This window comes from Kitasatospora sp. MAA4, from assembly GCF_029893355.1.
Classification (GTDB): Bacteria; Actinomycetota; Actinomycetes; order Streptomycetales; family Streptomycetaceae; genus Kitasatospora.
On record NZ_JARZAI010000004.1, the window covers coordinates 193,186 to 218,218 of the forward strand.

Consider the following 25,033-nt stretch of genomic DNA (forward strand, 5'->3'; position numbering starts at 1 on the left):
GCCCCGGATGTCCACCATCTGGCGGCGGGGACATCTGCACCGCGAAACATAAGACAATAAGACGTGTCGGCTGCACACCCTCCCTCGGCAGCCGGCAGCACACCGCGCGGAGCGTCGACGACGCCGCCTCCACGCCTGCTCCCACCTGGCCGGAGGCGGGGGCCGCTATGATCCGGTTCGGGCTGGATGTCCGATTCGGATCACCCTGAACACCTCGGGTTCCAAGGTGGTAGTCCGGCCGTCCGGTTCTCCTCGGGAGTTGCGAACAACGATGCGTATTGGTGTGCTGACCAGCGGCGGCGACTGCCCCGGCCTGAACGCCGTGATCCGCTCCGTGGTCCACCGGGGGGTGGTCGACCACGGCGACGAGATCATCGGCTTCCAGGACGGCTGGCGAGGCCTCCTCGAAGGCGTCCACCGTCCGCTGACCCTCGACTCGGTCAGCGGCATCCTGGCCCAGGGCGGGACGATCCTGGGTTCCTCCCGGGTCCAGCCCAGCCACCTGCGGGACGGGGTGGAACGGGCCAAGAAGTACTGCGAGGACCTCGGGATCGACGCCGTCATCCCGATCGGCGGCGAGGGCACCCTCAAGGCCGCCAAGCTGATGAGCGACGGCGGCCTGCCGGTGGTCGGGGTCCCCAAGACCATCGACAACGACATCGCCTGCACCGACGTCACCTTCGGCTTCGACACCGCCGTCTCGGTGGCCACCGACGCGCTGGACCGGCTGAAGACCACGGCCGAATCCCACCAGCGGGTCATGGTCGTCGAGTTGATGGGCCGCCACACCGGCTGGATCGCCCTGCACGCCGGAATGGCCGCCGGCGCGCACGCGATCGTCGTGCCGGAGCGGCCGTTCCACATCGACAAGCTCACCGAGGTCGTCCGCGAGCGCTTCGACCGCAACAAGAAGTTCGCGATCGTGGTCTGCGCCGAGGGGGCCAAGCCCGAACCCGGGACCATGCACTGGGAGGAGGGCGTCAAGGACATCTACGGCCACGAGCGCTTCACCGGTGTCGCCAACCAGCTCTCCCGCGAGCTGGAGCACCGCCTGGGCAAGGAGGCCAAGCCGGTCATCCTCGGCCACACCCAGCGCGGCGGCACCCCCACCGCGTACGACAGGGTGCTCGCCACCCGGTTCGGCTGGCACGCGGTGGAGGCCGTCCACAAGGGCGCCTTCGGGCAGATCACCGCCCTGCAGGGCACCCAGATCGTCCTGGTACCGCTGGCCGAAGCGGTCGCGGACCTGAAGACCGTCCCGCCGGAGCGCTACGTCGAGGCCGAGATGGTCATCTGACCACCGCTTTCCCGGGAGCCCCGCCGTTCGACGGCGGGGCTTTCGGCTTGCGGTGCTCCGAGAGTGGGGTCGCGCGCAGCGGGCCGACCGGGCGCCCGTAGGGTGGGACCGACGAATGGGACGAACCGGACCTCGCGGGGCCCGGCCGTCCGCGACCGAACAGATCAGGGAAGCGGGGCCGCCGATGGATGGCATGTCAGGGATGCACCACCACGGCGGAGGCGCGCTCGGACCGTTCTCGCTCTCGTCGGTGCTCACCTGGTCGCCCGACTGGGTGTTCCTGCTGGGCTGCCTGCTGATGCTGGCGCTGTACGCCGCCGGTGTGGTCCGGCTGGCGCGCCGCGGGGACGGCTGGCCGATCGGCCGCACGGTGGCCTGGGTCACCGGCGTGCTGACCATGGTCTTCGTGACCTGCTCGGGCCTGAACGACTACGGCATGGTGCTGTTCAGCGCGCACATGATGCAGCACATGGCGCTCAGCATGCTGGTCCCGATCCTGCTGCTGCTCGGCGCGCCGATCACGCTGGCCCTGCGCTCGCTGCGCCCGGCCGGCAAGGGCCGCCCGCGCGGGCCGCGCGAGCTGCTGGTGGCGCTGCTGCACAGCCGCTACGTCAAGGTGATCTCGCACCCGGCCTTCACCATCCCGCTGTTCATCGCCAGCCTCTACGGCCTGTACTTCACCCCGCTCTTCGACTTCCTGATGCAGTCGCGGATCGGGCACATCGCGATGATGGTGCACTTCCTGATGGCCGGGCTGCTCTTCTTCTGGCCGATCATGGGCGTGGACCCGGGCCCGCACCGCCCCGGCCATGTGATGCGGATCATCGAGCTCTTCATGGGGATGCCGTTCCACGCCTTCTTCGGCGTCGCGGTGATGATGGCGACCAGTCAGCTGGTGACCACCTTCACGGCGGCCGGCGCCCCGCTCGGGACCGACCTGATGGCCGACCAGAAGATGGCCGGCGGGATCACCTGGGCGTTCGGCGAGATCCCGACGGCGGTGGTGCTGATCGCGCTGGTGTTCCAGTGGGCCAAGTCCGAGGAGCGTACGGCGCGCCGCGGCGACCGGGCCGCCGAGCGTGACGGCGACGCCGAACTGAACGCCTACAACGCCTACCTGGCCTCGTTGGAGAAGCGCGGCTCGCGGCCGGCCCAGACCGGCTGAGCACCCCTGCGGTCGGGAGCCGCCAGGCGGGTGGATCGGCGGCGGGCGGTCGCGCGGGCCGGGGGGCTGCAGCAAGATCGCGGAGCATGGTTATCCTGACATCCACCCATTGCCCCGGTCCGGCCCGCTCGGCACCGTGACTCCCTGTCGAGGAATCCATGACGCATGCCAGCAGCCCCGCGACGACCGCTGCGGCAACGGTTTGAGCCCCCGACAGGTATGGGCGGCCCTGTGCCGCCCGGTGGTCGCCGCCACCCTGCTGGCCCTGGTCCTGCACGTGGTGTGGGCGCTGTTCCTGGCGCGGAACGCCGGTGACCTGGCCGCCCAGTACGCGTGGACCGACTTCATCCGGAAGAACCCCGACTCCAGCTACAACCTGTCCTGGTACGGCGGGATGTACACGGTCTCGTACAGCGTCCTGTCCCCGTACGTGATGAGCCTGATCGGGGTCCGCACCACCGGGGTCCTCGCGGGCACCGTGGCCGCCGCCCTGGCCGCCCACCTGCTGGAGCGCTCGCGACTGGCCCGGCCGCTGACACCCGCGCTCTGGACGGCGTTCGCGTTCTGGTGCAACGCCGCCTCCGGCCGGGTCACCTTCGCGCTCGGCTGCGCCTTCGGCCTGGCCGCCACCGCGCTGCTCTTCCCCGAGGCGCCGCGCCGGGCCGCGCGGACCGCCGCGGTCGCCGTGCTCGCCACACTGGCCACCCTGAGCAGCCCGGTGGCCGGGCTCTTCCTGGGGGTGGCCGCGGCCGCGCTCTTCCTGACGGGCCGCCGGCGGGACGCGTACGCGGTGGTCGCCGGGCCCGCGGCGGTGATCGCCGGCACCTCGCTGCTCTTCCCGTTCTACGGGGTGCAGCCCTTCGACTGGTACGTCGCGCTGCCGGTCGCCGTCGGGACCGGTCTGCTGGCGCTGCTGGTGCCGCGTCAGTGGCGGGCACTGCGGCTGGGGGCGGCGGTGTACGCGGTGGGCGTGGTGCTCACCTGGCTGGTGCCCTCGCCGATCGGCAGCAACGTCGAGCGGCTGCTGCTGCTCTTCGGGGCCACCACGCTGCTCGCCGCCGCGCTCGACGGGACGGCGGCCGCTCAGCCACAGGCGGGCGCTGCTGCCACGGTCGGCGGCTGGCGGCGGATCGGTCTCGGCGCGGCGTTCCTCGCTATCGCCACCTGGCAGATCGCCACGCCCGTCGGCGACCTGATGAGCACCGTGCCCTCCCCCACCACGGCCCTGCCGGCCGCGCCGATCATCGACGAGCTGCACCAGGTCGGCGCCGACCGGGGCCGGATCGAGGTCGTCCCGCTGCGCAGCCACTGGGAGTCCTCCGCGCTGGCGCCCTACGTCGACCTCGCGCGCGGCTGGAACCGGCAGGCCGACGTCAGCCGCAACCCGCTCTTCTACCAGGACGGCCTGACCCCCGCGGCGTACCACGCATGGCTCCAGCACTGGGGGGTCGGCTTCGTGCTGCTCCCCCCGGACACGCCCGACGACGCCGCCGTGGACGAGGCCCGCATCGTCGCGGCCGGCTACCCCTGGCTGAACCTCATCTGGCACGACGACAAGTGGCGCCTCTACCGCGTCACCGACGCCACCTCGATGGCCGCGGCGCCCGCCACCGTCACCCAGGCCACCCCGGCCGCGCTGACCCTGGAGGTCCCGTACGCCGGACCGGTGCTGCTGCGCATCCCGTGGTCGCCGTGGCTCGGCGTCCAGGGCGCCTCCGACAGCGCGGCGCGCGGCTGCCTGGCCGAGTCCGGCGGCTGGACGATGCTCTACGCCCCCGAGCCCGGCACCTACCGCGTCGCCGGCCGCTACTCGCTCAACCCGAGCAGCCCCTGCGACCACGCCTGACACTCAGCCGAACAAGGAGAGCCATGCGATTCCCGACCACGACCCGCGTGCTGATCGCGGGTGGCGGGCCGGTCGGCCTGACCCTGTCCGTCTTACTCTCCGCGTACGGCGTGGACCATCTACTGGTGGAGGCCCGGCCGGACACCGCCCGGCACCCCAAGGCGCGCGGCCTGTCGACCCGCTCGATGGAGGTCTTCCGGCGCTGCGGTCTCGAGGACGTGATCCGCGCGGCCGGTCTCCCCGCCGACCATGTCTTCTTCTACCGCGGGCGCAGCCTGGTCGATCCGGACTTCGTCCGCACCGGGATCGGTGCGCCGCCGCAGGACGGCGCGGAGCACTCCCCCTCGCCCGGCCTCATCTGCTCCCAGGACGTGCTGGAGCCGCTGCTGCTGCGCCGGGCCCGCGAGGCGGCCGCGGACCGGATCCGGTTCGGGACCCGGCTGCGCTCGTTCACCCAGGACGGCGACGGAGTGCACGCCGTGCTGGCGGACCCCGCCACCGGCGAGCAGCAGACCGTGTGCGCCGACTGGCTGGTCGGCTGCGACGGCGCCGCCAGCGGCGTCCGGTCCGGCGCGGGCCTCGCGTTGGCCGGACCGACCGGGCTCGGACACTTCCTCAGCGTCCGGTTCGATGCGCCGCTCGGGGCGGTGGTGGCCGACCGGGCCAGCGCGGCGTACTTTCTCACCGGGCCCGGCGGGGGCGGGTTCCTGGCGGTCGACAACGACCGCCAGTGGATCTACCAGCGCCCCTTCGACCCCGCCCAGCCCGACGAGCGCCTCACCGACCCGTCCCACCTCGCCGACCTGGTCCGCGGCGCGGCCGGCCTCCCGGAGCTTCCGGTGACCGTCCGCGACACCACGACCTGGCGGATGGACGCCCAGGTGGCCGACGCCTACCGCAGCGGCCGGGTGCTGCTGGCCGGCGACGCCGCCCACGTGGTCCCGCCGACCGGCGGGCACGGCATGAACACCGGGATCGGGGACGCGGACAACCTCGCCTGGAAGCTCGCCGCCGTCGCGTCCGGGCGCGCCGGTACGGACCTGCTGGACAGCTACCAGGCCGAACGCCGCCCGGTGGCCCGGCAGATCATCGACCGATCCACCGACAACTCCCGCGCCCGCACCAGCTACCGGATAGACGACGAGTTGCTGCTCTCGGCGGTCTACCGCTCCGGCGCCGTCGCCTGCGAGGACGCCGCCGGCCCACCGCAGGCCCTCTCCGGCTACCGTCCGAGCGGCTCCCCCGGTGCCCGTGCACCGCATGTGCGGCTCACCGGACGCCCGGGCATCGCGTCCACCCTGGACCTGGTCGGGCCCGGCTTCACGCTCCTCACCCCGGCGCGCGACGCCTCCTGGCAGCAGCAGGCCGACGCCGTCGGCGCGGCCGGGCTGAGCGTCACCGTCCACCCGCTGGACGACGGGCAGCTGCGCGAGGAGCACCCGGGGCGCTGGGCGCGGATCTGCGCGGTCCCGCCCGGCGGCGCGCTGCTGGTGCGCCCCGACGGCCACATCGCCTGGCGCACCGAGCGTCCGGGTACTGCGGGCGAGCTGGGCCGGGTGCTGCGGCGGGTGCTGGCACTGGCCTCATAACGGGCCCGTCAGCAGGCGGCGCAGGGCCAGGCCGTCGGGGGCGACGGCCACCAGCAGGTGGGCGTCCGTGCCGGGGAGGGCGAGGAGGGCGGCGCATTCCTCCGACGGAGCTGTGCACGGCAGGCCGACGGTGAGGAGTTGCCCCGCCGCGCGGTGGCCGGCCAGCACCGCCGGGCCGTCCCAGCCGGGGGCGCCCGGGCCGAGATCGGTCTGCTGGTCGAGGATCAGCCGCCCGGCCTGGCGGACGGTCAGGCGGGAGGTCAGCCGGCCCGGCACGCCGTGCACGGTCCAGTCGTGGCGCCGGCCCAGGATCTGCTCCTCCCGGTAGCGCAGCCGGGCTCCGGCGTCCAGGGTGATCCGGGTGGTGAGCAGCAGGTGGCTGCCGGCCGCGGCGACGACCGGCTCGGGCAGCCACTCCAGCACCGCGCCGGCGGCCACCGCCAGCTCGACGTCGTACCAGGCCGGGCCGGGCTGCGGCCCCGGCAGGCTGACGGTGGCCGCGACACTGGTCACCCGCAGGCGCGCGCCGGCCTCGACCCGGACCGACACGGCGATCCGGTCGCCGCCGAGCGGAGCCGCCATCGCGCCGACCAACGCGACCTCGGCGGGCCCGGTCCGCTGCCCCGCGCGCAGCCGCCGCAGGGCCAGCGGACCGGCGCCGCTGAGCACGGGCAGCACCGTGATCTGGTCCTCCCGTCCGTCGAGCGCCGCGACGATCCGCGCGGCGGGCGCCGCGGGCGGCGCGGGGACGGTCAGTGCGCCCGCCATCGGGCCAGCCGTTCCCTGACCCAGCCGGCGATCGGCGCGACGCCGTCCGGGTCCACCAACGAGCAGAACAGCGTGGGCAGTTCACCGCGCTGCGCCTTGGCGTCACGGGCCATCACCGCCAGGTCCGCGCCGACCAGCGGCGCCAGGTCGGTCTTGTTGATGACCAGCAGGTCCGAACCGGAGACCCCGGGCCCGCCCTTGCGCGGGATCTTGTCGCCGCCCGCCACGTCGATGACGAAGATCTGCGCGTCCACCAGCCCCCGGCTGAAGGTCGCGGTCAGGTTGTCGCCGCCGGACTCCAGCAGCACCAGGTCCAGCGGGCCGACCGCGGCCTCCAGATCCTCGACGGCCTCGAGGTTGGCCGAGATGTCGTCCCGGATCGCGGTGTGCGGGCAGCAGCCGGTCTCCACGGCGGTGATCCGCTCGGGCGGCAACACCGCGTGGCGCAGCAGGAATTCGGCGTCCTCGGTGGTGTAGATGTCGTTGGTCACCACGGCCAGTGACAGCTCGGCGCGCAGCGCCCGGCAGAGCGCGGCGACGGTCGCCGTCTTGCCCGAGCCGACCGGTCCGCCGAGGCCGATCCGCAGGGCGCGGCGCCGACCGCTGGAGAGAACGGTCACCCGGGGAGTGCCGAACTCGTCGGTGGGATGGTCACGATGCAAAGAGTCTCACCTTCCATGCGTTGTGCCGCTCGGCGAACAGGTCGAGGAGCGGGGCGGACGCGGCCGGCAGCGGCTGCGCGTCCTGTCGGCGGACCGCCTCGGCGGCGGCCCGGGTGGCGGCCTCCGCCACCAGGTCGAGTTCGGGGGCGAGTCGCGCGAGGACGGCGACCACCTGGTACGGGTCCAGGCCCAGCAGCCTGGTGCAGGCCGTGGCCGGGCCGTTGACGCTCTCGTGTGCGGCAGCCAGAGCCGCGTCGGCGGGTGCGAGAGCGGCCGCGCGGGCCGCCAGGCCCAGGACGACGCTCTGGTGCGCGCCGCCCGGGTACGCGGCCGCCAGCCCGTCCAGCACCGGGTCCGGCCAGCAGACCCTGGCCGCCCGCAGGAGTTGGCGTCCCAGCCGGCGGCTGGTGGCGCGCAGCGCAGGCGAGGGCGTGCGGGCGTCGGCGGCCTCGTCGAGTCCGGCCGGGTCGAAGCCGCCGGCCGCCGCGGCCGCCAGGCCGGCCGCGGTCAGGCCGGTGGTGTGCAGCCGTCCGGTCAGGAACGCGGCCAGGCCGTCCGCGTCGTGGACGAGTCCGGCCTTGACCGCCGCCTCGGCGCCGCCCGAGTGGGCGTGGCCGCCGGCCGGGAACCGTCCGTCGGCGAGCAGCAGCAGGGCGCCGCTCAAAAGAGGAAGTACCGCTGGGCGAGCGGCAGTTCGATGGCGGGGGCGGCGGTGACCGGTTCGCCGTCGATGGTCACGGTGAAGCTGTCCGGATCCACCCGGACGTCGGGGCGCGCGGAGTTGTTGACCATGTCGTCCTTGGTGACCGCGCGGGTGCTGCGTACTGCCGTGAACGCCTTGTCCAGGCCCAGGCGTTCGGGCAGCCCGGCGTCGAGGGCCTGCTGCGCCGTGAAGTTGACCGAGTTGGCCGCCGGAGCCCGCCCCTTGGCGCCGAACATCGGCCTGGGGAAGCGGGGTTGCGGCGTCGGGATGGAGGCGTTCGCGTCGCCCATCTGGGCCCAGGCGATCTGGCCGCCCTTGATCACCAGGTCGGGCTTCACACCGAAGAAGGCCGGGGTCCAGAGCACCAGGTCGGCGAGCTTGCCCGGTTCGACCGAGCCGATCTCGTGGTCCATGCCCTGGGCCACGGCCGGGTTGATGGTGTACTTGGCGACGTAGCGGCGGGCCCGGTGGTTGTCGGCCCGGCCGTCGCCCGGCAACGCGCCACGCCGGGCCTTGAGGCAGTGCGCGGTCTGCCAGGTGCGGCTGATGACCTCGCCGATCCGGCCCATCGCCTGCGAGTCGGAGCTGATGATCGAGATCGCGCCGAGGTCGTGCAGGATGTCCTCGGCGGCGATCGTGCTGGGCCGGATCCGGGACTCGGCGAAGGCCAGGTCCTCGGGGACCGAGGGACTCAGGTGGTGGCAGACCATCAGCATGTCGAGGTGCTCGTCGACCGTGTTGACGGTGTGCGGCCGGGTCGGATTGGTCGAGCTGGGAAGGATGTTGAGCTCGGAGACCACGCTGATGATGTCGGGCGCGTGACCGCCGCCGGCCCCCTCGGTGTGGTAGGCGTGCACACCGCGTCCGGCGATCGCGGCGAGCGTGTCGGCGACGAAGCCGGCCTCGTTCAGGGTATCGGTGTGCAGCGCGAGCTGCGCGCCGGTCTGCTCGCAGACCCGAAGGCAGGCGTCGATCGCCGCGGGCGTCGCTCCCCAGTCCTCGTGGATCTTGAAGCCGACCGCACCGGCCGCCAACTGGGCATGCAGGGCAGCACTGTTGACGGTGTTGCCCTTGCCGGTCAGCCCGATGTTGAGCGGGGTGCCGTCCAGCGCGGCGAACATCCTGGCCAGGTGCCAGCCGCCGGGCGTGATGGTGGTCGCCTTGCTGCCCTCGGCCGGCCCGGTGCCGCCGCCGACCAGCGTGGTGATACCCGAGGAGAGTGCCTCGTCGGCGAGTTGCGGCGCGATGAAGTGGACATGGGCGTCGATACCGCCGGCCGTCAGGATCCTCCCGTTGCCCGCGATCACCTCGGTCTCCGGGCCGATCACCAGCGCGGGATGGACGCCGTCCATGGTCTCGGGGTTGCCGGCCTTGCCGAGGGCGCTGATCCGGCCGTCCCGGATGCCGATGTCGGCCTTGACGATCCCCCAGTGGTCGAGCACGACGGCGCCGGTGATCACGGTGTCGGGCGCGCCGTCGGCCCGGCTTGCACGCCCCTGCCCCATCGACTCGCGGATCATCTTGCCGCCGCCGAAGACCGCCTCGTCGCCGCCCGCGGCCCGGTCCTCCTCGATCTCGATCAGCAGGTTGGTGTCGGCGAGCCTGATCCGGTCACCGACGGTGGGGCCGTAGAGATCGCCGTAGCGCTCTCGGGTGACGACCAATCCTGTTGGTGTGCTTGGGGTCTGACGCTCAGCCATCGAGTGCTCCGGCCGTCTCGCCGCGCAGGCCGAACACCTCGCGCCGACCGCCGATCGGCACCAGCGCGACCTCCATCGGGATGCCCGGCTCGAAGCGCACCGCGGTGCCCGCCGGGATGTTCAGCCGCCGGCCGTGCGCGGCCGCGCGGTCGAACTCCAGCCCTGGGTTGGCCTCCGCGAAGTGGTAGTGCGAGCCGACCTGGATCGGCCGGTCGGCGCCGTTCAGCACCACCAGCGCGGTGACCGGCCGCCCGGCGTTGAGCGTGATGTCGCCCTCGCCGTACAGGATTTCGCCGGGCACGGGAGCACGGTCCACCGGCGCGCGGCCCGCCTGAGCGCGGCTCACTGGATCGGCCCGTGGACGGTGACCAGCTTGGTGCCGTCGGGGAAGGTCGCCTCGACCTGGACGTCCGGGATCATCTCGGGGATGCCGTCCATGACGTCCGTCCGAGCGAGCACCCGGCGCCCGGACTCCATCAGTTCGGCCACCGTCCGGCCGTCCCGGGCGCCCTCCAGCAGGTGCGAGGTGATCAGGGCGACCGCCTCGGGGTGGTTGAGCCGCAGTCCGCGGGCCCGTCGGGAGCGGGCCACGTCAGCGGCGACGTGGATCAGCAGGCGTTCCTGCTCGTGGGGAGTGAGCCTCATCTGCGCGCACCTCGCGGCGAGTTCTGCGGCCCGGGGGGACTCCGGGCGCTGAGAGGCGGACACAGCGCTGTGCCGCGTGGGGCCTCCCGGCGGGGACGTGGCGGCAGCACCGAGGGACGCGGCTTCCGCCCCGCACGCGGGAGGTTCGGATCTCGTGGCCGTTACGGTAGCGGAACCGGCGCCCGCTGGGGAGGGCCCCGCCGACGTGTCGGGCGGTCACCGCGAGGCCGCGGCCCGCTGCACCCGGTGATCGCCCGAGGAGAACACCGGGCGCGCCGGGGCGGACCTGCGCCTGCGGTGGCAGGCTGGAGAGCGTGGCAGGCGGTGAGAGCGATGACGGTGTTCAGTAGCCGGGCGGTGTTCCGCGACCGCAGGGAAGCCGGGCGGCAGCTCGGCGCGCGGGTCGCCGACTGGGGGGCCGACGACCCGGTGGTGATCGGCCTGCCGCGCGGCGGCGTCCCGGTGGCGTACGAGGTGGCCCAGGCGCTCGGCGCGCCGCTGGACATCCTGGTGGTCCGCAAGATCGGCGCCCCCGGGCAGCCGGAGTTGGCGCTGGGCGCGGTCGGCGAGGGCGGCATCCGGCTCTACAACCACGACATCGTCGCCGCCCTCGGCATCTCCGCCCATCAGCTGGAGCTGCTGACCGACGAGGTGAGCGCCGAGGTGGTCGCCCGCACCTCGCTGCTGCGCGGTCCGCTGCCGCCGCTGGAGCTCGCCGGCCGGGCGGTGGTGCTGGTGGACGACGGCATCGCCACCGGCGCCACGGTGCGCGCCGCGATGGCGGTGCTGCGGCGGCGGGAGGTGAGTGAGCTGCTGCTCGCGACCCCGGTGACCGCGCCCGAGGCGCTGCGGATCCTGGGCCCACTCGCGGACGACCTGGTCTGCCTGGGCGCGCCGGCCCTGTTCCAGGCGGTCGGGCAGTACTACCAGGACTTCGACCAGACCAGCGACGAGGAGGTCCGCCGACTGCTGAGCGCTTCAAGCGACGGGAACAGCGAGTAGCGGGCTGCGGCGCAGCGGTTGTGGGACCCGTCGGCCGGTGATTCAGTCGTATACGGCTCGGTGTCCACTCGTCGGCACGTCCGAACCGCAAGGAGGCCTTTCCCATGTCCGAATCAGCGGTCCCGCACACCACCAACAACGCAGGCGTCCCGGTCGAGAGCGATTCCGACTCGCTCACTGCGGGTCCGGTCGGCCCGATCCTGCTGCACGACCACTACCTGATCGAGAAGATGGCCCAGTTCAACCGCGAACGGGTCCCCGAGCGGGTGGTGCACGCCAAGGGCGGCGGCGCGTACGGCGTCTTCCAGGTCACCAACGACGTCAGCCAGTACACCAGGGCGGACCTCTTCCAGCCCGGCAAGAAGACCGAGATGCTGGCCCGCTTCTCCACCGTGGCCGGCGAGCTCGGCACCCCCGACAGCTGGCGCGACCCGCGCGGCTTCGCGCTGAAGTTCTACACCGAGCAGGGCAACTACGACCTGGTCGGCAACAACACGCCGATCTTCTTCGTCCGCGACCCGATCAAGTTCCAGGACTTCATCCGCTCGCAGAAGCGCCGCCCCGACACCCACCTGCGCGACCACGACATGCAGTGGGACTTCTGGACGCTCTCCCCCGAGTCGGCCCACATGGTGACCTGGCTGATGGGCGACCGCGGCATCCCCAGGACCTGGCGCAACATGAACGGCTACGGCTCGCACACCTTCCTGTGGGCGAACGCGGGCGGCGAGAAGTTCTGGATCAAGTACCACTTCAAGACCGACCAGGGCATCGACTTCCTCACCCAGGCGGACGCCGACGCGCTGGCCGGCCAGGACCCGGACGCCCACCTGCGCGACCTGTACGACTCGATCGAGCGCGGCGATCACCCCTCCTGGACCCTGTTCGTCCAGGTGATGCCGTTCGATGCCGCGTGGGGCTACCGGTTCAACCCGTTCGACCTGACCAAGGTGTGGCCGCACGGCGACTACCCGCTGATCGAGGTCGGCCGGATGACGCTGAACCGCAATCCGGACAACTACCACGTGCACATCGAGCAGGCCGCGTTCGAGCCGTCGAACCTGGTGCCGGGCATCGGCGTCTCGCCGGACAAGATGCTGCTGGGACGGATCTTCTCCTACCCCGACACCCACCGGTACCGGATCGGACCGAACTACGCGCAGCTCCCGCCCAACCGCGCGCACGTGCCCGTCCACTCGTACGCCAAGGACGGCCCAATGCGGTTCGACGCCTCGCGCGCGACCACGCCGTACGCGCCGAACTCGTACGGCGGCCCGGCCGCGGACAGTGCGCGCTTCGGCGATCCGCTGGGGTGGGAGGTAGCCGGGCAGATGGTCCGCGAGGGCTACCCGCTGCACCGCGAGGACGACGACTGGGGCCAGGCCGGCACGATGGTGCGCCAGGTGCTGGACGACGCGGCGCGCGACCGCCTGGTGTCGAACGTCGCCGGCCACCTGTCGGACGGCGTCTCGGCGCCGGTGCTGGAGCGGTCCTTCCAGTACTGGCGGAACATCGACAAGGCGCTCGGCGACCGGATCGCGGCGGCGGTGAAGAAGTAGGCAGTGCGAAAAAGTAGGCAGTGCGAAGAGGCCGCCCCGGTTCCTCCGGGGCGGCCATCGCGTCAACTGCCGTGCAGGGCCTGGCTGATGGCGTCCTGCCCGGAGACCAGTTCGAGGGTGCGGCCGACCGCCGGGGCCGGCTCGGCCAGCAGTGCGGCCAGCACGGCGGCGACGTCCGCGCGCGGGATCGCCCCGCGGCCCGTCGCGTCGGCCAGCCGGACCAGGCCGGTGCCCGGCTCGTCCGTCAGCGCGCCCGGGCGCAGCACCGTCCAGTCCAGCGAGCGGCGGGCCCGGATGTCGTCGTCGGCCGCGCCCTTGGCGCGCAGGTAGGCGCCGAAGACCGGGTCTGCGCCGTCGGGGGCCTGGGCGTCGGCGCCCATCGAGGAGAGCAGGACGTAGCGCCGCACACCCACGTGTTCGGCGGCGTCCGCGAGCAGCACGGCGGCCGCCCGGTCCACGCTGTCCTTGCGCCCGGCCCCGCTGCCCGCGCCCGCACCGGCCGCGAAGACCACCGCGTCCGCCCGGGAGACGACGGCAGCCACCTCGTCCGGGCCGGCCGACTCCAGGTCCAGTACCACCGGTTCGGCCCCGACATCGCGCAGCGCCGCCTGCTGCTCGGCCCGCCGGATCAGCCCCACCGGCCGGTCCCCGCGCTCGGCCAGCAGCCGTTCCAGTTTCAGCCCGATCTGCCCGTGTCCACCCGCGATGACGATACGCATGCCGCCCACGCTAGCCCCGCGGCGGCCCCGCGCCCGGGATCACCGCGCCCGACGCGCTCCTGCACCACCGGCGCGAGGCGGCCTCAGACGGGCGGTAGCCGGAAGCCGGCCAGGATCCGCTCGGCGGCCAGGGTCGCGGTGAGGGTGCCCTCGCGGACCTGCTGTTCCAGGTCGGGCGCGATGCGGCGCACCTCGGGGTGGGCGCGCAGCTGGGAGAGCAGCTGGTCGTGGACCATCGCCCAGGTCCAGTCGACCTGCTGGTCGCGGCGCTTGGCGGCGAGTGCGCCGGTCGCCTCGAGGATCTGGCGGTGCTGCTCCAGGCGCTCCCACAGGACGTCCAGGTCGGTGCCGTCGCGGCCGCTGCAGGTGAGCACCGGGGGTGTCCAGGCGGCGTCCAGGGCGTGCATCAGCCGCAGGGCGCCGGCCAGTTCGCGCGCGGCGGCGCGGGCCTCCGGCTCGTGCGGGCCGTCCGCCTTGTTGACGGCGACCAGGTCGGCGAGTTCGAGGACGCCCTTCTTGATGCCCTGCAACTGGTCGCCGGTGCGGGCCAGGGTGAGCAGCAGGAAGGAGTCGACCATGCCCGCGACGGTGGTCTCGGACTGCCCGACGCCGACCGTCTCGACGAGCACCACGTCGTAGCCGGCCGCCTCCATCACCACCATGCTCTCCCGGGTGGCGCGGGCCACCCCGCCGAGCGTGCCGGAGGTGGGCGAGGGCCGCACGAACGCGGCCGGATCCACCGCCAGCCGCTCCATCCGGGTCTTGTCGCCCAGGATGGAGCCGCCGGTGAGGCTGGAGGACGGGTCGACGGCGAGCACCGCGACCCGGTGGCCGCGGCCGGTGAGCATGGTGCCGAGCGCGTCGATGAAGGTGGACTTGCCCACCCCCGGGACGCCGGTGATGCCCACCCGGACGGCCCTGCCCGAGTGCGGCAGCAGCTGGATCAGCAGCTGCTGGGCCAGCTCCCGGTGATCGGCGCGGGTGGACTCCACCAGCGTGATCGCCCGCGCGATGTGGGCACGGGAGCCGTCGAGCACGCCCTTGACGTAGCTGTCGAGGTCGATCGTCCTGGCCATCGGCTCACAACTCGTGGCCGAGGGACGCGGCGAGCGCCTTCAGCAGGTCGTAGGCGGCGTCCGGGATGACCGTGCCCGGGGGGAACACGGCGGCGGCGCCGGCCTCGTGGAGCGCCTCGAAGTCCTGCGGGGGGATCACCCCGCCGACCACGATGGTGATGTCCTCGCGTCCGGCCGCGGCCAGTTCGGCGCGCAGCGCCGGGACCAGCGTGAGGTGGCCGGCCGCCAGCGAGGAGACGCCGACGATGTGCACGTCGGCCTCCACCGCCTGCATGGCCACCTCGTGCGGGGTCTGGAAGAGCGCGCCCACGTCGACGGTGAAGCCGAGGTCGGCGAAGGCGGTGGCGATCACCTTCTGGCCGCGGTCGTGGCCGTCCTGGCCCATCTTGGCCACCAGGATGCGCGGGCGGCGGCCCTCGGCCTCCTCGAAGGCCTCGACCAGGTCGCGGGTCTTCTGCACGGCGGTGGAGGCTCCTGCTTCGTCGCGGTACACACCGGAGATGGTACGGATCTGGCCGGAGTGGCGCCCGTAGACCTTCTCCAGGGCGTCGGAGATCTCACCGACCGTCGCCTTGGCCCGGGCCGCGTCCACGGCCAGCGCCAGCAGGTTGCCCTCCAGGGTGCCGCCCGGCTGCGCGCCGGCCTCGGCGGAGGCGGTCAGCGCACGCAGCGCCGCCTGGCAGGCGTCCTCGTCGCGCTCGGCGCGCAGCCGGCGCAGCTTCTCGACCTGCTGGGCGCGCACCGAGGAGTTGTCGACCGCGCGGACCTCGATCTGCTCGTCGGTGGCGACCCGGTACTTGTTGACGCCGATCACCGGCTGGCGGCCGGAGTCGATCCGGGCCTGGGTGCGGGCCGCGGCCTCCTCGATGCGCAGCTTGGGGATGCCCGCGTCGATGGCCTTGGCCATGCCGCCGGCCGCCTCGACCTCCTGGATGTGCTGCCAGGCGCGCGCGGCCAGGTCCTGGGTGAGCTTCTCGACGTAGGCGCTGCCACCCCAGGGGTCGATCACCCGGCAGGTGCCCGACTCCTGCTGGAGCAGCAGCTGGGTGTTGCGGGCGATCCGGGCGGAGAAGTCGGTGGGCAGCGCGAGCGCCTCGTCCAGCGCGTTGGTGTGCAGCGACTGGGTGTGGCCCTGGGTTGCGGCCATCGCCTCCACGCAGGTACGCGCGACGTTGTTGAAGACGTCCTGAGCGGTCAGCGACCAGCCGGAGGTCTGCGAATGGGTGCGCAGCGACAGCGACTTGGCGTTCTTCGGCTCGAACTCCTTGACCAGCTTGGCCCAGAGCAGCCGGGCCGCCCGCAACTTGGCGATCTCCATGAAGTAGTTCATGCCGATCGCCCAGAAGAACGAGAGCCGCGGCGCGAAGGCGTCCACGTCCATTCCGGCCGCCAGGCCCGCGCGCAGGTACTCCACGCCGTCGGCCAGCGTGTAGGCGAGCTCCAGGTCGGCGGTGGCTCCGGCCTCCTGGATGTGGTAGCCGGAGATGGAGATCGAGTTGTAGCGCGGCATCTTCTGCGAGGTGTACGCGAAGATGTCGGAGATGATCCGCATCGAGGGCTGCGGCGGGTAGATGTAGGTGTTGCGGACCATGAACTCCTTGAGGATGTCGTTCTGGATGGTCCCGGCCAACTTCTCGGGCGGCACCCCCTGTTCCTCGGCCGCCACGATGTAGAGGGCCAGCACCGGCAGCACGGCGCCGTTCATGGTCATCGACACCGACATCTTGTCCAGCGGGATGCCGTCGAAGAGTTGGCGCATGTCGTAGATCGAGTCGATCGCCACGCCCGCCATGCCGACGTCGCCGGTGACCCGGGGGTGGTCGCTGTCGTAGCCGCGGTGGGTCGGCAGGTCGAAGGCGACCGAGAGGCCCTTCTGGCCGGCCGCCAGGTTGCGGCGGTAGAAGGCGTTGGACTCCTCGGCGGTGGAGAAGCCGGCGTACTGGCGGACCGTCCAGGGCTGGTTGACGTACATCGTCGGGTACGGGCCGCGCAGGTACGGCGCGACGCCCGGGTAGGTCCCCAGGAAGTCGACGCCGACCAGGTCCTCGGCGGTGTAGAGCGGCTTGACGGCGATGCCCTCGGGCGTCTCCCAGAGCTGCTCGTCGACGTCCTTGCCGGTGGCCTGCTGCCAGTCGGCCCGCCACTGCTCGGCGGTGGCGGTGCCGTCCGTACCGTCGAGCCCGATCTCGGTGAAGTCGGGGATCATCACAGCGTTCCGATCTCGTCGAGGACCGAGGTGAGGACGGCGACGGCGTCGCAGCCCGCGAAGACGAACCCGTCCACCCCTGCCTGCTGGTAATTCTCGCGCTGCTCGCCGCCGGGTCGGCCGGCGAGCAGCACCCGGCGGGCTCCGGCGGCCTTCAGCGCGGCGGCGGCGGCCTCGGCGTGCTCGGCGTACAGCTTGTCGCTGGAGCACAGGCAGGCCACGGTCGCGCCGCTGGCCGCGAAGGCCTCGGCGAGCGCCTTCGCATCGTCCGCCTGGCCGAGGACGGTCTCGATGCCGCCGGCCTGGAAGAGGTTGGCGGCGAAGGAGGACCGCCCGGTGTGCACGGCGGCCGGGCCCAGCGCGGCCAGGAAGAGCCGCGGCCGCTCCCCCGCCTCGGTCAGGTGGGCGTCCGAGCGGGTGCGCAGCGCCTCGAACGCCTGCGAGCGGCGCACGCGCGGCAGGCCGCCGGTGAGCGGTGCCGGGGCCGGGTCGCGGACCACGGGCAGCTCGGCCAGGTTCGGGAACTCGCTGACGCCGGTGATCGGCTCGCGCCGGTGCGCGAGGTCCTGCGAGCGCTGCGCCCAGGTGGCGGCGATCCGCTCGCCGACCAGGCCGGAGCCCAGTGCGGCCTGCTGGCCGCCGGCCCGCTCGATCTCCTGGAACCAGGCCCAGGCGGCCTGCGCGAGCTCGTCGGTGAGCTGCTCGACGTACCAGGAACCGCCGGCCGGGTCGATCACCCGGGCCAGGTGCGACTCCTCCAGCAGGATCGCCTGGGTGTTGCGGGCGACCCGCCGGGCGAAGGCGTCCGGGAGTCCGAAGGCGGCGTCGAACGGGAGCACGGTGACCGCGTCCGCGCCGCCGAGGCCGGCCGCCAGGCAGGCGACCGTGGTGCGCAGCATGTTCACCCACGGGTCGCGCTCGGTCATCATCACCGAGGAGGTGACCGCGTGCTGGCGCTGCGCCGCGGCGCCCGGTGCCACGCCGCTGACCTGGGCCACCCGGGCCCAGAGCCGGCGGGCGGCGCGCAGCTTGGCGATGGTGAGGAACTGGTCGGCGGTGGCCGCGTAGCGGAACTCCAGCTGGCCGGCGGCCGCGTCCACGTTCAGGCCGGCCGCGGTCAGTTCACGCAGGTAGGCGACGCCGGTGGCCAGCGAGCAGCCGAGCTCCTGGGCGGTCGAGGCGCCGGCGTCGTGGTACGGGAGGGCGTCCACGGTCAGCGCGCGCACCGCGGGGAACTCGCGGTGGCAGCGGGCGGCCAGCGCGGCCGCGTCGGCGAGCTGCGCGGCGGTGTCGGACTCCCGGCCGGTGCGGGCCAGCAGGCCCAGCGGGTCGGCGCCGAGGTTGCCGGCGGCGGCCTCGGCCGGCACCTGGCGCTCTGCGTAGACGGCGAACAACTGCTCGGCCGCGGCGGTGAACTCGGGCCCGGCGTCCAGCACGACGGGGGCCAGGTCGAGGTAGACCCCGCGCAGCACCTGCGGCAGCGCGGCGATCGGCAGTCCGGCCTCGCCGACGGTCAGCCAGAGCGAGCTGACGCCGTTCTCCAGGTCGGCGAGCACCGCCTCGGCAGCGCGCTCGGGATCCGGCACGCCGTGCAGCTGGCGCACGTCCCAGCCGGCGACCGCGGAGCCCTGCGGGCGGCCGCCGCGCACGAACGGCGGGAAGCCGGGGTAGCCGGGATCGGCGGCCGAGTCCTCGGCGGTGTACAGCGGGCGGACACGCAGTCCGTCCTCGACATCGGTGGAGAGCGCCTCCTCGGCCAGTGCACCTTCGACGTTCTGCGTCAGACCTGACTTGTGCAGAACGCCTTCGACAAGCCGCTGCCATTGCTCACGGGTCGCATCCGGGAACTCGGCGGCCAGGGGGAGCCCTTCGGGCGGGACCGTCATGAGGGAAGGTTAGAGGTGACAGGCCGTCGACAGCAGATCAAACCGGTGTGACCTTTCCCTCTCTGCACTCCGGGGTGCGTGGAGTGCAGCAAGGGCCACCCGTACGGCGCAGCGCGCGACGGCGCTCAGCGGACCTCGGCCAGCTCCTCGCGGATGCCCGCCAGCACGTCCGGAGCCGCGGCGTTGGTCAGGAAGAAGTGCCCGCCGGGGAACATCCGCAGCGAGCTGTCCGCCCGAGTGGTGTCGGCCCAGCGCGCCAGGCTCTCCTGCGACATGGTGTCCTCGGTCCCGCCGAAGACCGCGACCGGGCAGTCGAGCTGCTCGTCCTGCGGGTGGCTGAAGGTGGCGCAGATCCGGTAGTCGGCCCGCAGGGTGGGCAGCACCATCTCGACCAGCTCGGGTATCGCGAGCACCTCGGGCGAGGTGCCGCCCATCGCGCGCAGCTCCTGGACCAGGCGGGCGTCGTCCCACTCCAGGCGCTCGGGCCGCCGGCGGATGTGGGCGGGCGCCGCACAGCCGCTGACGAGCAGCCGACTGGGCGCGCGCCGCCCCTCGCGCTGGGCGGCCAGCGCGACGCCGTAGGAGATCATCGCGCCCATGCTGTGGCCGAACAGTGCGTAGGGCCGGTCCAGGAAGGGCATGATCGCGGCGTGGGCCTGCTCCACGGCGTCCTGGTAGGTCGTCAGGTGCGGCTCGGCGATCCGGCTCTCACGCCCCGGCAGCTGGATCGCCAGCAGCTCGACGTCCGCGGGCAGGCTCTGCGGCCAGGTCCGGTACATCGTCGGGCCGCCGCCGGCGGGGTGGAAGCAGATCAGACGCAGCCGGGCCTGCGGCCTGGGCTCCGGGCAGCGGACCCAGGGGGTGGCGGGCGCGTCGAGGTACTGAGGAGACATTCGGGCAGCCTAACGCGAGCCGCCGCTGCCGCACCTGGAGATTGTCCAGGGTGCGGCAGCGGCGGCTCGGATGGCTGTCGGGTCAGCTGCTGAGGGCGACCTGGACGAGCTTGATGACGACCAGGATCATCGCGACCAGCAGGTAGCTGCGCAGGGCGCCCATGCCGATCTTGTAGCCGGTGGAGACCTTCGGCCTGGTGAGCGTCTCCAGCGGCGGCATCCGCCACTCGTCGCGGCCCGTGCGGTCGATCGGATCCTCCTTCGTCGCCGTGCGGCGGCGGGTGAAGGCGAAGCCTGCTGCCAGGACTCCGGCGACGCCGCAGCCGGCCATGATGTCGAGGATCGCGCCGGAGCTGATGGTCGGGAAGAGCACCGAGGCGGTCAGGATGACGGAGAGGGTGACCAGCACGCCGACGACGGCGGCGGTGAAGGCGTTGGTCTTGGGTCCGTTGACCCAGGGGCCCAGGACGTCCTTGTCGTTGCAGAGCAGCAGCAGGAAGACCGACGCGGAGGGCAGCAGCACCCCGGCCAGGACCTGGACGCCCTGGGTGAGCAGGCCCAGCGGGGAGCCGGGGATCAGCACGATGGCGGCGGCCGCGGCGACCAGGCCGGCGTAGACGGCGTAGAAGCCCTTGGCGTTGCCGACCCCGCGGTGCAGCGAGTGCTTCATGCCGAAGACGTCGCCGATGGCGTAGGCGGTGGAGAGCGAGACGGCGAAGGCTCCGATGATCGAGGCGTCCAGCAGGGCGATCGCGAACAGCACGCCCACCAGCTTCCCCGCGTGCAGCTCCAGGCCCTTGGCGACCCCGGCGGCGTCCGTGAACTGGCCGACCTGGTCGGTGCCCGCGAACGCTGCGGCGGCGAAGCCCATCATGGCGGCGGCGCCGATGATGACGATGGCGATGCCGATCCAGAGGTCGACCTTCTCGTACTTCATGAAGCGCGGGGTGATGCGCTTGTCGATGACGTACGACTGCTGGAAGAAGAGCTGCCAGGGGGCGACTGTGGTGCCGACGATGCTGATGATCAGCAGCATCACGGTGGCCAGCTGGCCGGTGCCGCCGGGCATGTTCGGGACGACGAAGTCGTGCGCCATCTGCGAGGTCTTCGGGTGCACGAGGAAGTAGATCGGGATCAGCAGCAGCGAGCCGGCGCAGAGCGCGATGGCGACGCGCTCGAAGCGCTGGAAGGAGCCGGTGAAGGCGGAGGCGATGATGATCGCGGCGGCCAGGATCACCGAGGCGACCTTGGGCAGGCCGAGGTAGCCGGCCGCGAGCGTGATCCCGATGAACTCGGTGACCAGGGTCAGCGCGTTCAGCAGGAACAGGTCGATCACGCTGAAGGCGCCCCAGAACTTGCCGAAGCGCTCCAGGATCAGACGGGCGTGGCCGACGCCGGTGACGGCGCCCAGGCGCAGAACCATCTCCTGGTTGACGTACAGCACCGGGATCAGCAGGAGCAGCGTCCACAGCAGGCTGGTGCCGTAGTTCTGGCCGGCGTTGCCGTAGGTGGAGAACGCGCCGGCGTCGTTGTCGCCGACCATCACGATCAGGCCGGGGCCGACGATCGCGAGCAGGGTCTTGAGCTTGGCGGACAGCCCGCGGCGCTCGCCGTGGTCGCCGAGCTTGATGGTGCCCAGCGCGCCCTTGATGTCGCCGATGTGGGCGTCGTCGAGGACGGCGGCATTGGTGATGGTGCTGTTCGTCGCGGTGGTCATCGTGTCGGTCATGATGTGCCTCCCATCGCCCCACCTAGGGGGCGGTCGGGGGCACGCGGCAGCCGTCCCCCCTGCGGGCGCGCAGCCCGTCGCGCCACGGCGGCAGCAGGGCCGCGTGGGGCTGACGGTGCGTCAGAAGCGTGCGCAGGGAAGGTGGTTACCGCGTGCCGAAGGAAAACGAAGACAGGCGGGTGGGGGGCCGTTTATGGCCCGGACTACTGCAACTCGCATCCATGTCTCTCGCCTCCTTCCGGCCGGGACGCACAGCTGTGCGCCGAATCGACACGGCAAGGAGCGGACCGACCCATCACGGCCGGTACACCCCAACTCGTCAGAGCTTTGGCACTCCACGGCGTGATCCCCTCGCCGCGCCAATGCGATCGAGTGGGAAGCCACTTGGGATCAACCCTTAGGTCGGGAAGATCTGTCCTGATCCGGAGCGTCTCTCGACGGGTGGGATCAGTGGCCTGTGTCCGTGAAGACGCCTCACCGAACGAGGTGCCTTTCTAAACCTCCACAAGCTTAGACCCTTCGGAGCGGCACGCTTGCCATATTTACAGAACCTTGACCTGCTGGCGCATCATCAGTTGAGGACCTGTTCGGCGCACCTGGGTCGGTCAGTGCGGTTCGGGGCACTCGAAGAGCAGCTCGCGGCCGTCCACCTCGTCCCACTGCTCACCGACCTCGACGAAGCCGAAGCCCGAAATCGTGGCCAGCGACGCGGTGTTGTCGGGTCTGATCGACGCTCGCACGGTCCGCACCCCGGACTCGGCGCCCGCCCAGCGCAGCAGCTCGGCCAGGATCGCACGGGCATGTCCGCGGCGGCGCCGGTCGGGGGCGACGGAGTAGCCGACCTCCACCATGCCCGCGGCGTCCGGCGGCCCGTGGAAGCCGGCGTACCCGACCACCTCGCCCTCCGGCTCGGCCACCGCCGCCCGCGCGACCCAGCGCGCACTGCCGGGGTCGGCAGCGATCTGGTCGAGCCGCAGCCGCCAGAGCCAGAGCGCCTCTTCGGCCAGGAAGAAGTCGGTGAGTGCGACGCCGGCCCGGGCGCTGGCGCCCGCGAGGTCGCCGTCCAGCAGCGCGGCCAGCACGGCGGGCGAGAGCTGGACGAGGCGTACCGACGCACGGCCGGCCGCCGAGGGGATCCGGTGCTTGATCGGTTCAGTCACCCTCCGGATGCTCCTGGAGCCGCTGGGCGCTGTCCAACGATTTCCATCGGCGCGAGAGCGGCGCGAGAGCGGCGCTCGGCCGGTGCGAGAGGCTGTCACCGGTGTGTGGCAGGCTGCGGGACGAAGCCTGGCGCGCACCTGCAGCCCGGCCTGCACCCCAGGAAGGCACCGCCACCATGAACGCATCGCCGCAGGCAGAGCGCCCGGCCGAGCGCATCGACCACCGCCTGGCCATCGCGGAGGAGACCGACCGGTTCGCCGATCTGCTGAAGGGCGCCGACCTCACCACCGTGGTCCCCAGCTGCCCCGGCTGGACGCTCACCGACCTGGTCCGGCACACCGGCAGCGTGCACCGCTGGTTCACCGTCCTGCTGCGCCAGCGCGTCCAGACGCCGCCGACCAGCCGCGACGTTGAGCTGCGCCTGCCCGCCGACGCCGCCGGCTACCCCGACTGGCTGATCGAGAGCGCCGCCGAGGCCGAGCAGACCTTCGCCGGCCTCGACCTGGACGCGCCGATGTGGGCGTGGGGCGTGGATCAGCACGCCAGGTTCTGGGTGCGCCGGATGCTGTTCGAGACCCTGGTGCACCGCACCGACGCGGAGACCGCGCTGGGCATGCGCCCGGGCATCGACCGCGCGCTCGCGGTCGACGGCGTGGACGAGTTCCTGACCAACCTGCCGCACGCGGTGCGCTTCGCCCCGAAGGTGGCGAACCTGCGCGGCGCGGACGAGACCATCCGGTTCCGCTGCACCGACGGCGCGGGCGACTGGGTGGTGCGGCTGCAGGCCGACAGCTTCGGCCTGGTCGCGGACCCGGCGGCGGTCGCCACCGCCGACGCCACCGTCCAGGGCACCGCGGCGGAGCTGCTGCTGCTCGCGTACGGCCGCCTGGAGCGCACCGCGGGCTCGCTGCAGAGCTCCGGCGACCAGGAGCTGCTGGCCCGCTGGTTCGCCAACTCGGAGTTCTGAGCCGGCGGGTATCTCAGCCTGTTTCAGGCGATCCAGGCGCTGGTGAGGGCCTGGACGGCGGTGCCGTCCAGGTCGGCGAGCTTGGCGGCGACGAAGCCGCGGGCCGCCGGCGAGGTCTGCAGTCGGAAGGCCGGCCGCTCGGCGGTCAGGGCCTCGATGATGGTCTCGGCGGCCTCGGCCGACGTCTGGGCCGCCGAGGCGAACATCGCCTGGGTCCGCTCCAGGTACGCCCCCAGCGCCGGCGCGTACGCTCCGGCGCCGGCCACCGCCGTCTCGCGGTCCACGCCGACGTTGGCCACGAACTCACTGGCCACCGCGCCCGGTTCCACCACGCTGACACTCACGCCGGTCGAGGCCGCCACCGGCGCCAGGCTCTCCATGAAGCCCTCGACCGCGAACTTGGCCGCGCAGTAGGCCTCGTTGAACGGCTGCCCGATCACCCCGCCGACGCTGGTGACCGTCACCAGCCGCCCGCCGGTGGCCCGCAGGTGCGGCAGCGCGGCCTTGGCGACCTGGACGACGCCGAAGAAGTTGACCTCCATCACCTCGCGGACCTTGTCCACGCTCTCGTTCTCCAGCGTCCCGACGTGTCCTGCGCCGGCGTTGTTGACCACCGCGTCGAGCCGGCCGTGGTCGGCGAGGATCCCGGCGACGCAGTCGGCGACCGAGGCGGCGTCGGTGACGTCCAGCGGGCGGATGTCGAGCTCCACGCCGGCCTGCTCGGCCGCCTTGCGCAGCGCGTCGGCGCGCCGCGGGTCGCGCAGGGTGGCGACGGTGGTGAAGCCCGCGCGGGCCGCGGCCACGGCGGCGGCGAGACCGATGCCGGACGAGGTACCGGTGATCAGGACGACCTTGGAGGACATGGCGAGGCCTTTCGGGGAGATGGCGCAGAGATGGTTATCGGACCAGGTAGTTATGGAGGATAACTACCTGGCTCGACAACTATGGGATGGAATGTTTGCCATTGTCAAGCACCTCGGTAGAGTGTCCCCATGTCCTCTCCCTCAGACATGTCCACTCCCCCGGACGACCTCTCGGCCCGCGTGGTCGGCCTCTTCGTGGCGATCAACCGCCGCTACGCCGGGGAGTCCGAGGCCGCGGCCGCCGCACAGGACCTGACCCCGCTCCAGGCCAAGGCCCTGCTGGCGGCGGCGGAGCCGGTGCCGATGCGCGCCGTCGCGGACAAGCTGCACGCCGAGCCCTCGAACATCACCGCGGTGGTCGACCGCCTGGAGGACCGCGGCCTGGTCGAGCGCCGGGCGGCGCCGGGCGACCGCCGGGTCAAGCTGGTCGCGGCCACCGATGCCGGGCAGAGCGCGATCGCCGAGCTGCGGGCGGCGATGCCGTTCGCCACCGACCCGCTCGCCGCGCTCGCGACCGAGCAGCGCGAGACGCTGCGCGAACTGCTCGAACTGGTCGCCGGCCCGCAGCAGCCCGCCTGACGGGCGGGCGGGCGCTGC

22 protein-coding genes and 1 riboswitch are annotated in these 25,033 nt (G+C 72.7%); of the genes, 8 read left to right on the top strand and 14 right to left on the bottom strand.

All coding sequences use genetic code 11. The features are described 5' to 3' along the window. Nucleotides 1-271: 271 nt before the first annotated feature. From P3T37_RS07525 to P3T37_RS07540, 4 genes are all read left to right on the top strand, one after another. The gene (locus P3T37_RS07525; RefSeq protein ID WP_280722661.1) at nucleotides 272-1,297 is read left to right on the top strand and encodes a 6-phosphofructokinase; all 1,026 of its coding nucleotides are present in this window, start codon (nucleotides 272-274) and stop codon (nucleotides 1,295-1,297) included. Nucleotides 1,298-1,499: 202 nt separating this feature from the next. Next, nucleotides 1,500-2,462 carry a cytochrome c oxidase assembly protein gene (locus P3T37_RS07530; RefSeq protein WP_280722823.1) on the top strand — a complete coding sequence of 321 codons (963 nt, stop codon included), beginning with the start codon at nucleotides 1,500-1,502 and terminating at the stop codon, nucleotides 2,460-2,462. Nucleotides 2,463-2,664: 202 nt separating this feature from the next. Continuing rightward, a complete protein-coding gene (locus P3T37_RS07535) occupies nucleotides 2,665-4,308 on the top strand; it encodes an MFS transporter (RefSeq protein WP_280722662.1) in 1,644 nt (547 codons plus the stop codon). A gap of 23 nt (nucleotides 4,309-4,331) precedes the next feature. Continuing rightward, a complete protein-coding gene (locus P3T37_RS07540) occupies nucleotides 4,332-5,897 on the top strand; it encodes an FAD-dependent monooxygenase (RefSeq protein ID WP_280722663.1) in 1,566 nt (521 codons plus the stop codon). On the opposite strand, the gene P3T37_RS07545 is transcribed toward P3T37_RS07540, so the two are convergent. Genes P3T37_RS07545 through P3T37_RS07570 form a run of 6 tightly spaced genes read right to left on the bottom strand, consistent with a single transcriptional unit; the run spans nucleotide 5,892 to nucleotide 10,375 of the window. Next, nucleotides 5,892-6,665 (bottom strand): urease accessory protein UreD, encoded by a 774-nt coding sequence (locus P3T37_RS07545; RefSeq protein WP_280722664.1) that lies wholly within the window; start codon nucleotides 6,663-6,665, stop codon nucleotides 5,892-5,894. The two genes, P3T37_RS07540 and P3T37_RS07545, sit on opposite strands and share 6 nt — an antisense overlap. Continuing rightward, nucleotides 6,650-7,285 (bottom strand): urease accessory protein UreG, encoded by a 636-nt coding sequence (gene ureG / locus P3T37_RS07550; protein WP_280722824.1) that lies wholly within the window; start codon nucleotides 7,283-7,285, stop codon nucleotides 6,650-6,652. Before ureG ends, P3T37_RS07545 begins: the two co-directional genes overlap by 16 nt. Before the next feature lie 31 nt (nucleotides 7,286-7,316). Next, on the bottom strand, nucleotides 7,317-7,991 hold the full coding sequence (locus P3T37_RS07555; protein WP_280722665.1) for an urease accessory UreF family protein: 675 nt from the start codon (nucleotides 7,989-7,991) through the stop codon (nucleotides 7,317-7,319). Continuing rightward, nucleotides 7,988-9,694 (bottom strand): urease subunit alpha, encoded by a 1,707-nt coding sequence (locus tag P3T37_RS07560; RefSeq protein WP_280722666.1) that lies wholly within the window; start codon nucleotides 9,692-9,694, stop codon nucleotides 7,988-7,990. Before P3T37_RS07560 ends, P3T37_RS07555 begins: the two co-directional genes overlap by 4 nt. 28 nt (nucleotides 9,695-9,722) lie before the next feature. Then, nucleotides 9,723-10,031, bottom strand: coding sequence for an urease subunit beta (locus tag P3T37_RS07565; protein ID WP_280722667.1), 309 nt, complete (start codon nucleotides 10,029-10,031; stop codon nucleotides 9,723-9,725). A gap of 41 nt (nucleotides 10,032-10,072) precedes the next feature. Next, the gene (locus P3T37_RS07570; protein ID WP_280722668.1) at nucleotides 10,073-10,375 is read right to left on the bottom strand and encodes an urease subunit gamma; all 303 of its coding nucleotides are present in this window, start codon (nucleotides 10,373-10,375) and stop codon (nucleotides 10,073-10,075) included. 333 nt (nucleotides 10,376-10,708) lie between these two features. Between P3T37_RS07570 and P3T37_RS07575 the strand changes: the two genes are divergently transcribed. Together P3T37_RS07575 and P3T37_RS07580 are read left to right on the top strand one after the other, a co-directional pair. After that, entirely contained in the window at nucleotides 10,709-11,377 is a 669-nt protein-coding gene (locus P3T37_RS07575) for a phosphoribosyltransferase (protein ID WP_280722669.1), read from the top strand. 104 nt (nucleotides 11,378-11,481) lie between these two features. Then, nucleotides 11,482-12,936 carry a catalase gene (locus P3T37_RS07580; RefSeq protein ID WP_280722670.1) on the top strand — a complete coding sequence of 485 codons (1,455 nt, stop codon included), beginning with the start codon at nucleotides 11,482-11,484 and terminating at the stop codon, nucleotides 12,934-12,936. Nucleotides 12,937-12,998: 62 nt separating this feature from the next. Here P3T37_RS07580 and P3T37_RS07585 read toward each other — a convergent pair whose 3' ends face one another. From P3T37_RS07585 to P3T37_RS07615, 7 genes are all read right to left on the bottom strand, one after another. Further along, the gene (locus P3T37_RS07585; protein ID WP_280722671.1) at nucleotides 12,999-13,655 is read right to left on the bottom strand and encodes an NAD(P)H-binding protein; all 657 of its coding nucleotides are present in this window, start codon (nucleotides 13,653-13,655) and stop codon (nucleotides 12,999-13,001) included. An 83-nt stretch (nucleotides 13,656-13,738) separates the two neighbouring features. After that, nucleotides 13,739-14,731 carry a methylmalonyl Co-A mutase-associated GTPase MeaB gene (gene meaB / locus P3T37_RS07590; protein WP_280722672.1) on the bottom strand — a complete coding sequence of 331 codons (993 nt, stop codon included), beginning with the start codon at nucleotides 14,729-14,731 and terminating at the stop codon, nucleotides 13,739-13,741. 4 nt (nucleotides 14,732-14,735) lie between these two features. Next, nucleotides 14,736-16,940, bottom strand: a complete 2,205-nt coding sequence (gene scpA / locus P3T37_RS07595; RefSeq protein ID WP_280722673.1) for a methylmalonyl-CoA mutase — start codon at nucleotides 16,938-16,940, stop codon at nucleotides 14,736-14,738. Further along, nucleotides 16,937-18,823 carry a methylmalonyl-CoA mutase small subunit gene (mutA, locus tag P3T37_RS07600; protein ID WP_280722674.1) on the bottom strand — a complete coding sequence of 629 codons (1,887 nt, stop codon included), beginning with the start codon at nucleotides 18,821-18,823 and terminating at the stop codon, nucleotides 16,937-16,939. The genes scpA and mutA overlap by 4 nt, the downstream gene beginning before the upstream one ends. A 125-nt stretch (nucleotides 18,824-18,948) precedes the next feature. Then, nucleotides 18,949-19,716 (bottom strand): alpha/beta fold hydrolase, encoded by a 768-nt coding sequence (locus P3T37_RS07605; protein ID WP_280722675.1) that lies wholly within the window; start codon nucleotides 19,714-19,716, stop codon nucleotides 18,949-18,951. 82 nt (nucleotides 19,717-19,798) lie between these two features. Beyond that, nucleotides 19,799-21,445: a divalent metal cation transporter gene (locus P3T37_RS07610; protein ID WP_280722676.1), complete on the bottom strand. Its 1,647-nt coding sequence runs from the start codon at nucleotides 21,443-21,445 to the stop codon at nucleotides 19,799-19,801. Nucleotides 21,446-21,748: 303 nt separating this feature from the next. Continuing rightward, nucleotides 21,749-21,938, bottom strand: a riboswitch (M-box (ykoK) riboswitch). A 112-nt stretch (nucleotides 21,939-22,050) separates the two neighbouring features. Beyond that, nucleotides 22,051-22,605 carry a GNAT family protein gene (locus tag P3T37_RS07615; RefSeq protein ID WP_280722677.1) on the bottom strand — a complete coding sequence of 185 codons (555 nt, stop codon included), beginning with the start codon at nucleotides 22,603-22,605 and terminating at the stop codon, nucleotides 22,051-22,053. A gap of 176 nt (nucleotides 22,606-22,781) precedes the next feature. Between P3T37_RS07615 and P3T37_RS07620 the strand changes: the two genes are divergently transcribed. After that, entirely contained in the window at nucleotides 22,782-23,573 is a 792-nt protein-coding gene (locus P3T37_RS07620; protein ID WP_280722678.1) for a maleylpyruvate isomerase family mycothiol-dependent enzyme, read from the top strand. Nucleotides 23,574-23,596: 23 nt separating this feature from the next. On the opposite strand, the gene P3T37_RS07625 is transcribed toward P3T37_RS07620, so the two are convergent. Beyond that, nucleotides 23,597-24,436, bottom strand: coding sequence for an SDR family NAD(P)-dependent oxidoreductase (locus tag P3T37_RS07625; RefSeq protein ID WP_280722679.1), 840 nt, complete (start codon nucleotides 24,434-24,436; stop codon nucleotides 23,597-23,599). Between the two features lie 129 nt (nucleotides 24,437-24,565). On the opposite strand from P3T37_RS07625, the gene P3T37_RS07630 reads away from it, so the two are divergent. Continuing rightward, the gene (locus tag P3T37_RS07630; RefSeq protein ID WP_280722680.1) at nucleotides 24,566-25,015 is read left to right on the top strand and encodes a MarR family transcriptional regulator; all 450 of its coding nucleotides are present in this window, start codon (nucleotides 24,566-24,568) and stop codon (nucleotides 25,013-25,015) included. Nucleotides 25,016-25,033 lie beyond the last annotated feature (18 nt).